General features: G+C 53.5%; 16 protein-coding genes. 4 read left to right on the top strand and 12 right to left on the bottom strand.

Annotated elements, in window-relative coordinates; all coding sequences use genetic code 11:
- The first annotated feature begins 1 nt into the window (after position 1).
- Positions 2-445, top strand: coding sequence for a YhbP family protein (locus tag FOB24_RS22135; RefSeq protein WP_150345474.1), 444 nt, complete (start codon positions 2-4; stop codon positions 443-445).
- Here the strand turns inward: FOB24_RS22135 and FOB24_RS22130 are convergent.
- Positions 425-943: a type 1 glutamine amidotransferase domain-containing protein gene (locus tag FOB24_RS22130; protein WP_038634164.1), complete on the bottom strand. Its 519-nt coding sequence runs from the start codon at positions 941-943 to the stop codon at positions 425-427. The genes FOB24_RS22135 and FOB24_RS22130 overlap by 21 nt on opposite strands.
- Before the next feature lie 128 nt (positions 944-1,071).
- Between FOB24_RS22130 and FOB24_RS22125 the strand changes: the two genes are divergently transcribed.
- Positions 1,072-1,707: an NAD(P)H-binding protein gene (locus FOB24_RS22125; RefSeq protein ID WP_150345473.1), complete on the top strand. Its 636-nt coding sequence runs from the start codon at positions 1,072-1,074 to the stop codon at positions 1,705-1,707.
- 93 nt (positions 1,708-1,800) lie between these two features.
- On the opposite strand, the gene dolP is transcribed toward FOB24_RS22125, so the two are convergent.
- Genes dolP through FOB24_RS22105 form a run of 4 tightly spaced genes read right to left on the bottom strand, consistent with a single transcriptional unit; the run spans position 1,801 to position 5,415 of the window.
- Entirely contained in the window at positions 1,801-2,376 is a 576-nt protein-coding gene (gene dolP, locus FOB24_RS22120) for a division/outer membrane stress-associated lipid-binding lipoprotein (protein WP_003024954.1), read from the bottom strand.
- Between the two features lie 9 nt (positions 2,377-2,385).
- Entirely contained in the window at positions 2,386-2,976 is a 591-nt protein-coding gene (diaA, locus tag FOB24_RS22115; protein WP_003024948.1) for a DnaA initiator-associating protein DiaA, read from the bottom strand.
- A gap of 34 nt (positions 2,977-3,010) precedes the next feature.
- Positions 3,011-3,406: a YraN family protein gene (locus FOB24_RS22110; protein ID WP_038634160.1), complete on the bottom strand. Its 396-nt coding sequence runs from the start codon at positions 3,404-3,406 to the stop codon at positions 3,011-3,013.
- Positions 3,364-5,415, bottom strand: a complete 2,052-nt coding sequence (locus FOB24_RS22105) for a penicillin-binding protein activator (RefSeq protein WP_150345472.1) — start codon at positions 5,413-5,415, stop codon at positions 3,364-3,366. Before FOB24_RS22105 ends, FOB24_RS22110 begins: the two co-directional genes overlap by 43 nt.
- 63 nt (positions 5,416-5,478) lie before the next feature.
- Here FOB24_RS22105 and rsmI point away from each other — a divergent pair, with 63 nt between their 5' ends.
- Positions 5,479-6,342, top strand: a complete 864-nt coding sequence (rsmI, locus tag FOB24_RS22100) for a 16S rRNA (cytidine(1402)-2'-O)-methyltransferase (protein ID WP_038634156.1) — start codon at positions 5,479-5,481, stop codon at positions 6,340-6,342.
- A 2-nt stretch (positions 6,343-6,344) separates the two neighbouring features.
- Complete coding sequence (locus FOB24_RS22095) at positions 6,345-7,346, top strand: Fic family protein (RefSeq protein ID WP_087856880.1); 1,002 nt, start codon at positions 6,345-6,347, stop codon at positions 7,344-7,346.
- A gap of 4 nt (positions 7,347-7,350) precedes the next feature.
- Here FOB24_RS22095 and FOB24_RS22090 read toward each other — a convergent pair whose 3' ends face one another.
- The 7 genes from FOB24_RS22090 to agaW form a co-directional block, all read right to left on the bottom strand.
- A complete protein-coding gene (locus tag FOB24_RS22090) occupies positions 7,351-7,530 on the bottom strand; it encodes a sugar phosphate isomerase family (protein ID WP_223229507.1) in 180 nt (59 codons plus the stop codon).
- A gap of 130 nt (positions 7,531-7,660) precedes the next feature.
- Positions 7,661-8,536 carry a tagatose-bisphosphate aldolase subunit KbaY gene (kbaY, locus tag FOB24_RS22085; RefSeq protein ID WP_087856879.1) on the bottom strand — a complete coding sequence of 292 codons (876 nt, stop codon included), beginning with the start codon at positions 8,534-8,536 and terminating at the stop codon, positions 7,661-7,663.
- A 12-nt stretch (positions 8,537-8,548) separates the two neighbouring features.
- Positions 8,549-9,703, bottom strand: a complete 1,155-nt coding sequence (locus FOB24_RS22080) for an AgaS family sugar isomerase (protein ID WP_085048665.1) — start codon at positions 9,701-9,703, stop codon at positions 8,549-8,551.
- A gap of 300 nt (positions 9,704-10,003) precedes the next feature.
- A complete protein-coding gene (gene nagA / locus FOB24_RS22075; RefSeq protein ID WP_150345471.1) occupies positions 10,004-11,137 on the bottom strand; it encodes an N-acetylglucosamine-6-phosphate deacetylase in 1,134 nt (377 codons plus the stop codon).
- Positions 11,134-11,568: a PTS galactosamine/N-acetylgalactosamine transporter subunit IIA gene (gene agaF, locus FOB24_RS22070; RefSeq protein WP_150345470.1), complete on the bottom strand. Its 435-nt coding sequence runs from the start codon at positions 11,566-11,568 to the stop codon at positions 11,134-11,136. Before agaF ends, nagA begins: the two co-directional genes overlap by 4 nt.
- Positions 11,569-11,584: 16 nt before the next feature.
- Positions 11,585-12,463, bottom strand: a complete 879-nt coding sequence (gene agaE / locus FOB24_RS22065; protein ID WP_038634142.1) for a PTS N-acetylgalactosamine transporter subunit IID — start codon at positions 12,461-12,463, stop codon at positions 11,585-11,587.
- Positions 12,453-13,232: a PTS N-acetylgalactosamine transporter subunit IIC gene (agaW, locus tag FOB24_RS22060; RefSeq protein WP_038634140.1), complete on the bottom strand. Its 780-nt coding sequence runs from the start codon at positions 13,230-13,232 to the stop codon at positions 12,453-12,455. Before agaW ends, agaE begins: the two co-directional genes overlap by 11 nt.
- Between the last annotated feature and the right edge of the window lie 6 nt (positions 13,233-13,238).

The raw sequence follows: 13,238 nt of genomic DNA, 5'->3' as shown, positions 1-13,238 counted from the left end.
AATGGAAACACTGACTGCGGTGACCCGCTGGCTGGCAAAACAGCACGTCGTAACCTGGTGTGTACACCAGGATGGTGAATTGTGGTGCGCCAATGCGTTTTACCTGTTTGATGCGCAAAAGGTGGTGTTCTATGTGCTGACCGAAGAGAAAACGCGTCATGCTCAGATGTCCGGGCCACGTGCGCCTGTTGCCGGTACGGTAAACGGCCAACCCAAAACGGTAGCCCTGATTCGCGGCGTACAGTTTAAAGGGAAAATCCGCCGTCTTGAGGGGGAGGAGAGTGACGTTGCGCGTAAAGCGTATAATCGCCGCTTCCCGGTGGCCAGAATGCTGTCCGCACCCGTGTGGGAAATTCGGCTGGATGAAGTCAAATTTACGGACAACACGCTGGGCTTTGGCAAAAAAATGCTCTGGCTACGAGACTCACGCCCCGAGAATACGTAATGCCTCACGGTTAAACGCTGGCAGGTCATCCGGTGTTCGGCTGGTTATCAGCTGATCGTTATCATTCACCATTTCCTGATCGTAAAATTCGGCGCCCGCATTTTTTACGTCAATGATGATAGGTTTCACGGCGGTAAGTTTACGGCCACGAATGACATCCGCGCTGATCAGCAACTGTGGACCGTGGCAAATAGCAAACACCGGTTTGCCGCTGTTAACGAAATCCCGGGTAAAGGTCACGAAACGATCGTCCCCGCGCAGATAGTCCGGCGAGTGACCGCCTGGCAGTAGCAGGGCGTCAAAATCGGCAGGGCGCACATCCTCGATCGCTTTGTCGATGGTGACACTGGCTTCTCCTTTTTTCCCCTTCACCGTTTTGCCTGCCTGTTTTTCAATGGTGATGACTTCATGCCCGGCCTGGCGAAATTCTGCTGCTGGTGATGTAAATTCTGAATCTTCAAACTCATCAGTGATTAAAACGGCAATCTTCTTGCTCATGTTTCCTCCGTTGAGTTGTTTGCGAATGAGGCAGAATTTCCATGTTGGCGGATAATTACCTCACGAACTATTAAGTCTGGTCGCTAAGGCTGAGAGTGCAAGACGGACAAATCTGTAAAGGAGCGAGGATGAGTCAGGTGTTAATAACAGGCGCAACGGGGCTGGTAGGCGGAAATTTACTGCGTATGCTGCTTAATGAACCCCGGGTCAACGCCATTACGGCGCCGACGCGTCGACCGCTGGCTGATACGGTTGGCATTTATAATCCCCATGATCCGCAGCTAACTGATGCTCTGGCGCAAGTCACCGATCCGGTCGATATCGTTTTTTGTTGTCTGGGAACCACCCGGCGTGAAGCCGGCTCGAAAGAGGCGTTTATCCATGCTGACTATACGCTGGTGGTGGACACCGCCCTGACGGGACGCCGGTTAGGTGCCCAGCATATGCTGGTGGTGAGTTCGATGGGCGCGAATGCGGATTCACCGTTTTTTTATAACCGGGTGAAAGGGGAAATGGAGCAGGCGTTAATCGCGCAGAAATGGCCGCGCCTGACGATTGTCCGACCTTCGATGCTACTGGGGGAACGGGATAAACAGCGGACGAATGAGAAGTTTTTAGCGCCGTTGTTCAGGCTGCTGCCGGGTAACTGGAAGTCGATTGAAGCGCGTGATGTTGCACGGGCAATGCTGGCAGAAGCGCTGGCGCCAGGAGATGAGGGCGTTACGATCCTGACCTCCTCCGAGCTACGCGAAAGGGCAAAATAAAATGCCGGGTGGCGCTGACGTTAATCCGACCTACAAACGATGACGTCCTGTAGGCCGGATAAGACGCTTATGCGTCGCTATCCGGCATCGGTATTACTTAATAAACGTAAAGGCCGTCGTGACGCGTTTCACGCCGCTTACCCGGCTGGCGATATCCGCCGCCGCCTTCGCTTCACGTTCAGTAACCAGGCCCAGCAGGAACACTTCCCCGTTCTCGGTGGTGACTTTCACGTTAGAGGATTTCACCTGATCGCTGGTCAGCAACTGGGAACGTACTTTGGTGGTGATCCAGGTATCGTTGGACGCATCGCCCAGACCGATTGGCTGGCCCTGACGGATCTCATTAAAGACCTCAGTGGTACCTTCTACGCCCATTGCAATCTGTTTTGCCCGCGCAGACAGCTCGCTATTTGGTGACTGACCGACCAGCAGAACCTTGCCCTGATACGCGCTAACGTTGATACGCGCTTCTTTCTTGATCTGGGCATCTTTCGACAACGCCGTATTGACGCGTAATTCCAGGGTTCCGTCGTCTACCTGAGTGCCGACACTACGCGGATCCGTCGCGGCTTTAGTCCCGACGGCTGCGGTTCCGACCACGGCGGCAGCTACACAGCCTTGCAGCAGCAGTGCAGCGATAATCACAGCAAGCGGCGAAAATGCCTTCATGTGTACTCCTTAATCATCTTGGTGAGGAAAAAGCGTGTTATCGATGAGATCGCAAAGGCAGTTGACCGTCAGCATATGCATTTCCTGAACGCGGGCGCTGTGGTGTGAGGGAATGCGGATTTCAACATCCTGCGGCCCCAGCAACCCGGCCAGCTCCCCTCCGTCATACCCGGTCAGCGCGACGATTGTCATGTCGCGGGTCACGGCGGCTTCAACGGCTTTCACGATATCGCGGCTATTACCACGCGTAGAGATTGCCAGCAGAACATCACCTGCATGTCCCAGCGCACGGACTTGTTTTGCATAAACTTCGTCGTGCAGGCGATCGTTGGCAATCGCAGTTAAGACCACATTATCAGTATTTAGTGCAATAGCAGGTAAACTTGGCCGTTCCGTTTCAAAACGATTGATCATGCTGGCAGCAAAATGCTGTGCGTTGGCAGCGGACGTCCCATTACCACAACAGAGAATTTTGTTGCCATTGAGCAGGGACTGAACCAGCGTCATGGCTGCACGGGAGATCGCATCCGGGAGCGCTTCAGCCGCAGCTATCTGAGTTTGAATGCTTTCTGTAAAGCAGACTTTAATTCTATCTAACACGCTAATCCTTAAGAACCAGGCTCTGAATCTTCAACTATGAGCGGTCGTTGAACGCGTCTTTAAACCACTCAACATCATTTCCGGTGAAGGCTAACACATCGAACCGGCAATCCACAGTATCAAAACTCCCATTGTGGCGCGCAAGCCACAAGCGGGCGGTCTGTAATAATTTGTGTTGTTTGCTCCGGGTCACACTCGCCGCCGCGCCGCCAAATTGGGCTGAACGCCGGTAGCGAACTTCAACAAATACGGTGGTGTTGCCTTCACGCATTATCAGGTCGATTTCGCCGCCACGTTCACGCACGTTGGCGGCGATGAAATGCAGTCCCTTGCTGTGCAGCCAGTCACGCGCAACAGCTTCCCACGCGTCACCGGTCTGTTTACTCGTTAACTGGCGGGGACGACCTGTCCTTGCTGGTATTTGAGCCATGATAACTTCCTGTTAATCACACAATCCTGATTTGCGGTCAATGCGCCAGTGTTGCCGTTAATTTCGAAGCCCTGCACCTGACGCATTTGCGAGAAGTGGTTGGCAAGCGACCAGGCATCGACACCCATCGCGTACATACGCGCCAGTGAGTAGTCGTTACGCACCGCGCCAAGCGCCTGCTGCATGAGAGGCATGTTAGCGCCTGCCAGCATTGGGATTTCACTGTACTGCAAGCCTTCCATTTCCAGACGGAAGTCCGGGCCAGCGGTTCCCTGTGCGCTACGGGAACTGGCATACAGCGTTGCTCCGCTCTGGCTGCCGTTACGCATGGCGATCATCGGTTTAATAAAGGCGATTTCTTCCGGCGTCGCCAGAATATACACGGCGTCAACACGGCCACTGCCCGTGGTGATTTGCGCATCGGTGGGCGCTGCCGGAATCGTCAGACCGCCAATCGTCACGCCAGGCTGCGCAGGTACAGAAGAGGCTACCGGGCTGCCCGTCAGGGAAATACCAGCGCCGCCGTTGACACCCATTTTCAGCTCAGCCGTGGAGCCGAACTTCTGCTGCAGCACTACGCCGCCGCCCAGTTTTTGCCATTCCTGCGCAAAAGCATTAGCCACGCGATCGCCTAACGAACTGCGTGGGATCAACAGCAGCGGCGTCTGTTTGCCTTGATCGCGGATGTGGCGTGCGGCATCGCGCGCTTCATCTTCTGGCGACAGGGCAAAGTAACAAACATTCGCCAGATTCTGTACGGACTCAGGCTGGTTAAGCGCCAGGACGTTTAATGGCGTATTGCTTTTCATCAGCTCTTCAACATTATTCTTCAACAGCGGGCCTACCACGATGCTTGCGCCATCTTGCTGAACCTGGGCCAGGATCTGGTTCAGCGGCTGCGATGAGGTGTCGTAGATTTTCAACTCAGCGGACGGATTTGCCGGCGCGCTGGCGATAATTGGTTGTGCTGGTGCGGTTGGCTGTGGGGCTGTAGCTTCTGGCTGCGCAGGCGTCTCGTTGGTAAGATCGCTTACTGACGCCTGAGAAGGGCTGGCAACACCGTCAGTCGTTTGCGGCTGATCCGTGGTCGTCACAGCAGAGGCATCCGCAGCAGGCGCGGCGGTAACAGGAGCGGCTACCGGCTGAGTGCCCATGTTTTTCGCGGCTTCAAAGCCTTGCTGAATAGTACGACCAAATACAGCGGCCTGACCGTTCAGCGGCAGCAGCAGGGCAATCTTGCTGGTGGAAGCTGGCTTAAAGCTCTGCACGTTAACCAACTGCGTTGGCAGCAGTTTTGCTCCCGGGTTTTGCGGGTAACGTTTTTGCCAGTCGGCAATACCGGCTTTCATCATGTCCGGGTCGTTACGGTTATCGAACCGGACGCGCTGGAGGTCCAGCCAGCCTTGCAGTACGTTTTCATCCGCATTGATGACCAGCGTCTGCGCTTGCTCCTGGGTCATGGACGACAGCGCCTGCCAGGTTGCATCAATGTTTTTCTGCTTAGCGTTCGCGGTAAGCAGTGGTTCCTGGGCGATCAGGGCGCGCAGCAGCGACAGCGACGGGCGACCCTGATTGGCGTCGATTTGCGCCTGCCAGTAACGCGCCTGCTGGTTTTGGTCGAAATCGGCGGGCGTGAGTTTATCCAGCAGGGCCTGTGCTCCTGCAACATCTTTCTGCGCGAGCTTGATCTCGACGGCCAGCAGTGACTGCTCACGACGCTGGGCATCATTTAGCTTCTGCGGTAACTGGTTGAACAATTCGATAGCCTGCTGGCTCTTGCCTTCTTTCAGCAGTGCACGAATGGCGAGTAATTGCCAGTTGGTCTTGCTATCATCTGAACTTTGCTGCATCTGTTGCAGATAAAAGCCGGAATCAGCCTGCGCAGTGCCCTGCATATGGGCTGCACTCTGGTCTGGCGCCTGGGTGCCACAGCCTGCGAAAATCAATGCTGCCAGAATGACTGGTAGCGCGCGCGCGGCTTTCAAACGAGAAAATGTTGAGGGTACCATACTGTATCCAGTGATATTTTTTTACGCAATGCTCAATATTAAATCGGCAATACGGACGACACAATGAAACAACACGAATCGGCGGATAATTCTCAAGGCCAACTCTTTATTGTACCTACTCCTATCGGAAATTTGGCTGATATTACCCAACGAGCGCTCGAAGTTTTACAAGCCGTTGATTTAATTGCCGCTGAAGACACCCGTCATACAGGATTATTGTTACAACACTTCGCGATTAACGCCCGTTTGTTTGCCTTACACGATCACAATGAGCAACAAAAAGCCGAGACGCTGGTGGCAAAGCTCAAAGAAGGGCAAAACATCGCGCTGGTTTCTGATGCCGGAACGCCGCTGATTAACGATCCGGGCTACCATCTGGTGCGCACCTGTCGTGAAGCAGGTATCCGCGTGGTGCCGCTGCCTGGCCCGTGTGCGGCGATTGCCGCGCTGAGCGCTGCCGGTCTGCCGTCTGACCGTTTTTGCTATGAGGGTTTTCTGCCTGCCAAATCGAAAGGCCGCCGCGATGCGATGAAAGCCATTGAGGCAGAACCGCGTACGCTTATTTTTTATGAATCTACCCACCGTTTACTGGATAGTCTGGAAGATATGGTCGCCGTCTGGGGCGAATCCCGTTATGTGGTGCTGGCGCGCGAACTGACCAAAACCTGGGAAACCATACACGGCGCGCCGGTCGGCGAACTACTGGCGTGGGTCAAGGAAGATGAAAACCGTCGTAAGGGCGAAATGGTGCTGATTGTCGAAGGGCATAAAGCGCAGGAAGATGACCTCCCGGCTGATGCGCTGCGTACGCTGGCGTTGTTACAAAAAGAGCTGCCGCTGAAGAAAGCGGCGGCGCTGGCAGCGGAAATTCACGGCGTGAAAAAGAATGCGCTGTATAAGTACGCGCTGGACCAGCAGGGGGAGTAAGAGTGAGCACCTACCAACCACCTTTCGTCGTCACTCCATTGATCCTTAATCAAGTCATTGAAATTGGTGAGTTGATGGGGCATTGGGCCGCGATGGCTGGTAGGGCATCTCCTCTTTTGCGCAAAGAAAATCGTATTCGCACCATTCAGGCCTCTTTAGCGATTGAGCATAATTCATTGACTACAGAACAAGTCACCGCTCTGATGGAAGGAAAACGTATTCTGGCTCCTGCTAAAGACATACAGGAAGTGAGAAATGCGATTCTGGCCTATGAAAAGATGTCGGAATGGAAAAGTGAACAATTATCCGACCTTTTACAAGCACATCGGGTCCTCATGCTCGGTCTGGTCGATAACCCGGGTCAGTTACGTGCCGGCAATGTTGGTGTTTACAGGGAAAAGCAGCTTATTCACATGGCTCCGCCAGCCTCACAAGTTTTACGTTTGATGAATGATTTACTGGGCTGGTTAAAAACGACAGAGCTTCACCCGCTGATTGCTGGCGCTGTTTTCCATTATGAATTTGAATTTATTCATCCTTTTGCCGACGGTAATGGACGGATGGGGCGGCTGTGGCAGACATTAATCCTGCGTGAGTGGCGATCGGAATTGGCGTGGTTACCCGTAGAGACACTGATCCACTACCAACAGGACCGCTATTACCAGGTGTTAGGGCAGTGCGACCGGCAAAGTAGCTGCACGCCATTTATAGAGTTTATCCTGGAAAACATCATCTCTGCTTTGCAGGAGGGATTGGGAAAACCATCAACCCTGTCGGAAGAAATGTCGGAAGAAATGTCGGAAGAAATGTCGTCTGATTTACTGGATATAGAAAAACGTATTCTACAAATCTTGTCGAATCAGCCGGGCAGATCTGCCAAAAGTATCGCTGATGAGTGTGAAATTTCAGCCCGCACCGTAGAGCGCTATCTGAAAGCGTTGCAGCTAAAAGGCAAACTGCAACGCGTTGGCGCGACAAAAGGGGGGATATGGAGGGTGCTGTAAATTTTTATTTATCAGGATATTGTGAGCCATCAATCAGACTACTCACATTACGGTGCAGCCATAAAAATGAATCAGGAATAGTTGTAGTGACGGTGGCGGCCTGGTAGTTTTCTACCGCATTGTGCTTCGCTTTAGCTGCTATCAGTAGCAAGATCTCTTTAGCATTCAGGATGTCCTTCAACACTGGCTTATGCTGCGAATCACACGATGAGCAGCCGTTTTTAACATGTCATGATGGCGTGTACACTAATTATTCGAACAATGAGCGCTACCTGACAACACGCAGATAGCACTCGCGCAGAATATAATGATGGTCACGATAATTCGCAGGTAGCCATCAATTTGTTTGCTGAACCACAGACATTAATTTTACTCCGCACCACTTCTTTCATCGCATCCATACCGACCCGCATGTAATAGCGGGGATCGTTGCCCTGCGGATTTTCTGCAAACCATGCTTTGACCGCGTCGGCAAAGGCGATTTTCAGTTCGGTGGCCACGTTAACTTTGCATATTCCCAGCTCGATTGTGCGGCGGACGTAGTCGTCAGGAACATCGCTTGCGCCATGCAGCACCAACGGAATATCCACCACTTCACGGATTTCCCCTAAACGCTGGAAATCGATTTTGGGCGTTTTAGTGTACAAACCGTGTGCCGTGCCGATGGCAACAGCCAGGCTGTCGACGCCGGTACGTTCGACAAACCGTTTCGCTTCCAGCGGGTCGGTCAGGAAGGCGCTTTCGGCATCCACGCTCATATCATCTTCAACGCCGCCGAGGCGGCCCAGCTCAGCTTCCACGCTGCAATCTTTGGCATGGCAAAAGTCCACAACGGATTTCACCAGCTTGACGTTTTCTTCAAACGGGAAGTGGCTGCCATCAATCATGGCGCTGCGCACCCCGGCATTCACCTTACGACGGATATCGTCCAGCGATTCATGGTGATCCAGGTGCAGCGCCAGCGGCATGCCGTAGCTGGTGGAATAAGCGCTGCACAGCGCATAAATCTCTTCCAGCGCGATATGTTTAAACGTACCCGGCGTTCCGGCAAGGATCACCGGCGATTGCATTTCATAGCACACTTCCAGGATCGCCTGGATCGTTTCGGCGTTATGGATGTTAAAGGCCGGTACGGCATAGCCTTTTTTTTGCGCATCCTGCAGGAGGTATTTTGTAGAAATAATGCTCATAAAACGATCCTTTTAGGCGTTCCAGGGATGAATAACAACGCCCTGTACGACGCGGTTCACGGTACCGCTGGCAGAAGGCGTATCTGGCGTATTACCGATACTGATTGACTGTGTCAGGGCGAAGACCTGCGCATACATCAGGAAGCAGAACGCCAGTTCCATATCAATGAAGGTGCGGGCAGGCGGCAGCAGGATATGCGGGCCGGCTTCAATCACGTCATCGGTTTGTGCGGCAATCGCGACTACCCGCAGCGCCTGCCGATCGCGGCGTAATTCAGCTAACAGATCAAGATCGTATTGGCGTGTATAGGGGTGGCTGGAAACAAAGACCACTACCAGCGTTTCGTTATCAACCAGCGATTTTGGCCCATGACGAAAACCGGTCGGCGAATCATAGAATGCCGCCAGTTTACCCGCTGTCAGTTCCAGGACTTTCAGTGCCGATTCACGCGCGGCTCCCTGTAACCCACCGCTACCGAGGTAGACGATCCGTTTCCATGGCGCGTTGCCGAATACGCCGTCGCTGAAATCACCCAGTGAAGTCAGGATCGTCTGGCAACGATCGGCCACGTCGCGGAAGGTCTGGCTGTTGATTTTTTGCGGGGCGAATACCGCCAGGCAACTGGCCATCATGGTGGTAATACTGCTGGTCATGGCGAAGCCACGGTCGTGCGTTTCAGCAGGCATTAACAGTGCAAAGGCATTGTCGCTTGCGAGGGCGTTTTGATACAGGCTACCTGCTTCGTTACAGGTAATTGGCAGGTGATAGCACTCAGGTACAAACTGATTAGCCAGTTCCACAGCCGCAACGCTTTCGGGGCTGTTACCTGAGCGAGCGAAAGAAACCAGCAGCAACGGATGTGCGGGATTCAGATAATCCATCGGATTGGTGACCAGATCGGTGGTCGGCACGGCGCTGATGTTTTTTCCGGTTTGGCTTGCCAGCCACGGAGCAATAATGTCGCCGATAAATGCGGAAGTACCCGCCCCGGTCAGTACGATCCGCAGATCGTTTTTGCGCAACAATGGCGCGAGAAAGCTATCAATGGCGGATCGAATATTATCGATATTAGCGAGAGAGCGGATCCAACTAGCGGGTTGCTGACGGATCTCTTCTTCTGTCCAGGTGCCCGTCGACGCGTGAGCAGGGGTGTAGGTTTCTGGCATAACTTAAGTCCTTAGTCTCGTAAATTCCACATAAGACGCTGGCAAAATGTCGCTATCTTTCGTTTCGTTTCACTTGTTCATATGATCGATTGATTAAAATCTATATGAAAGAAAGTGAAAGTTCAATGATGCAAAATGAAATAAAACGAAATTTGTGATCGTGAGAACGAAGACTGTAATTATCTTGTTGATCTTTAAAGAATCGCTTGCAGATTGTGCGGATCAAAATTTTATAAGCGAAAGGAAAAGAAAGGCCCGGCGATCAAAGACCGCAGGCCAATACGAGACAAAATGAAAGGTCTAAAGGGGGAGAGCCTGACCCTGAATCCAGATCTGCTGCAAATGCAGGCCGCTATTGAGGGCGATAATGTCGGCATATTTACCCACCGCTAACGATCCGCGTTGGCGATCGATTCCCAACAGGCGAGCAGGATGGAGCGAAGCCATGTGGATCGCCTCTTCAGAGGTAATCCCGGTGAACTCGACCATATTACGTACGGCTGCATCAACCGAGAGCGTGCTGCCCGCCAGGCCACCGGAAGCGGTACGCACAATACCGCTGCGCATTTCCACTTCCTCACCGCAGAGCGTATAGCGCCCGTCCGGCATACCAGCTGCCTGCATTGCATCGGTGATCAGCACCAGTCTGTCTTTTGCGCAACAGCAGCACAGCTTCATGGCCGCCGGGTGGACATGGTGTCCGTCAGCGATAAGCTCCAGCCAGGCGCGAGAGTCGGTTAACCCTGCGCCAACCATTCCGGGCTCCCGGTGGTGTAAACCGGTCATACCGTTATAGCAGTGAACCAGCCCATCAGCACCGGCATCAAAGGCGGCGCGGGTTTGCTCCCAGGTGGCTGCGCTGTGGCCCAGCATCACCCGTACGTTGCGCTGCTTCAGATGTTTGATAGCCTGCAATGCGCCGGTTTTTTCTGGCGCCAGCGCAACGACCCGCAATGTTTGTTGGGAAATCGCAATCAGTTCATCCAGTTCCCTGAGCTCCAGTTCCCTGAAGAGCTCAGGCGGATGCGCCCCTTTGTTCTGTGGCGTAAAGTACGGACCTTCAAGATAACTCCCCAGTACCTGCGCGCCAGGCCCGCCGGAATAGTAGCGGTGGGCAATACGTTTCAATGCGCGGTGAATATCGGGTAATGGGGCGGTGACGGTGGTGGGTAGCCAACTGGCTACCCCTTCGCGCGCTTTGTGCATTGCCAGCTTGTCGAGCGTATCCGGCGCATCATCCATGACATCGACACCTGCGCCTCCGTGCACATGGGTATCGATATATGCAGGGCACAACAGCTCAGCATCGCGCACCATCACGCCTGAGACGATAGGCTCAATGGCGCTAATGGTGCCATCCTCAATACGCACCTGATGATCGTCCAGCCAGCCTTGTTCCGTGAGCAGACGCTTGGCGCGTAGCACCTGTATCATATCCCTTCCTCGACGGGTTTTTCCTCGCGACAGCGTCCCAGCTCGTCCACCAGGCTGGTCAACCCCCGATGTCCGCATTCCAGCGCCTGCAAACGAAACGCTTCGCTGCTCAGGCCGTCGCGTTCCAGTACCATTTCCAGCAGCAGTTGCAGATTGGTGCCGGTGATCACTTCAGTACCTTTCCTTTGCATGGCCAGTGTGGAAGCGACGCGAAATGGTGTTCCGCCCAACAAGTCAGTCAGAAACACGATGTCTTGCTGAGCATCCAGTTCACTCACTGCCTGTTCAAGTTGCGAGGTGAGTAAGGCTGTGGTTGAGGTTTCCGGAAAGTCGATGGCGATGAACTGAGTCTGTTCACCTAAAATCTGTTTCATCGCTTTTTCCATTCCGCTGGCAAACCCGCCATGGCCCGTCAAAATAATACCTAACATCTACAACCCCTTACATTTACAGGAAGTGACAGAACTTACCCACGATGCCGAGCACCACGGTAATGGCGATAAGACGCAGAGGACTCCAGCCACGACGAACCAGCCAGAACATGGTCAATGTGTAGACCAGCGGCAAAAATGCAGGCATCAGCTTGTCTATAACGTCTGTTTGTAGTTTCACAACCGCATCGCCAGCAGTAATTTCCAGCGTGGTGCTCAGGCGAACATAGGTCGCTACCAGCGCGCCGATCACCGTCATCCCAACGATAGATGCCGCATGTCCAACCTTTTTGGTGTTAGCTTTAATCAGTGGGATAGCTGCAACGCCCATTCGGTAAGCATAGTGTGCCAGCCCAAAGCGCAGACCAAGATGAACCACGTTAAACATCACAATAAAGACTACAGCGCCAAGAATAGAGCCTTGTAGCGCCAGGCTTGCCCCGATACCGCCGCAAATAGGCAATAACGTTAACCAGAACATGGCATCACCGATACCGCCAAGCGGCGCACCGACGGCAATCTTGGTACTTTGAATACTGTTCACATCCTGCTTGGAGCGTTCCATTGCCAGGATAATCCCGATAACAAACGTGACCAGGAACGGGTGCGTGTTGAAGAAGCCCATATGGCCTTTCATTGAACGCGCCAGATCTCGCTTGTTGGTATGGATCTTTTTCAGTGCAGGTAACAGGCCGTACAACCATCCTGATGCCTGCATACGTTCATAGTTGAAAGAGGCCTGTAACAACATGGAACGCCAGGCAACACGGTTGATATCTTTTTTCGTCAGCTCGGCACCGATATTCTGGTCTTCATAGACGTTTTCATTCGTGCCGGACAGCAGCGTTTCTTCGGTTTCGGAAACGTTCGGCAGAGCCGTTTGATTAGATGCCATCTTCGAATTCCTCTTTTTGTGCTGCGGGAGCTGTAGGTTCAGGTGATTTACGCAGAAAATCGATCAGCGCCATGGCCAGTGCTGCGGCGGCGATCGCCAGCACAGGGAGTTTGAGCCAGGCGGCGGCGACAAAACCCAGGATGAAGTAAGGGATGTAGACGTTTTTCATCATGATTTTCAGCAGTACGGCGAAACCGATAGCTGGCATGATGCCGCCTGCCACGCCGAGGCCATCAATTAGGCGGGTCGGCAGAACATCTATAGCTGTTTTGGCATGTTCCGCGCCAAAGTAAATCGGCAGGAAAGCGCATAAGAAGTAGAACGTCCCCAGCGCCAGTAACGCCAGATAGTTGACCCGCTCAATTCCGTCTGTATCGGCATTCGCCGCCATGCGATCGCAGCGCGCCATCACCCCGGACATCACGGAGAAGAGGAAGGTAATACCCATTTGTACCGCTACCGCGAACGGTACAGCGACACCGACAGCGACTTCCGGTTTTACGCCAGTGGTGATGGCGAAAGTCGTCCCCACGATGGTGCCGATGATGACGTTTGGCGGCTGTGCTCCCGCCAGCGGAGCCAGACCCATCCACACCAGTTCCAGCGTACCCCCGGTTAAAATACCGGTATGCAGATCGCCCAGAATCAGGCCGACCAGCGGCCCGAGAACAACCGGGCGGTGCATGTGCGTTAACCCGTTGAACATATCCAGGCCTGCAATAAAGGCGAGAATACCCAACGCAAAAGCCTGCAACAGACTGATTTCCATTGTGAA

This window comes from Citrobacter werkmanii (assembly GCF_008693645.1).
Lineage (GTDB): Bacteria > Pseudomonadota > Gammaproteobacteria > Enterobacterales > Enterobacteriaceae > Citrobacter > Citrobacter werkmanii.
Note: the sequence above shows the minus strand (reverse complement) of the source record. Positions and strands in the feature narration are given on the sequence as shown.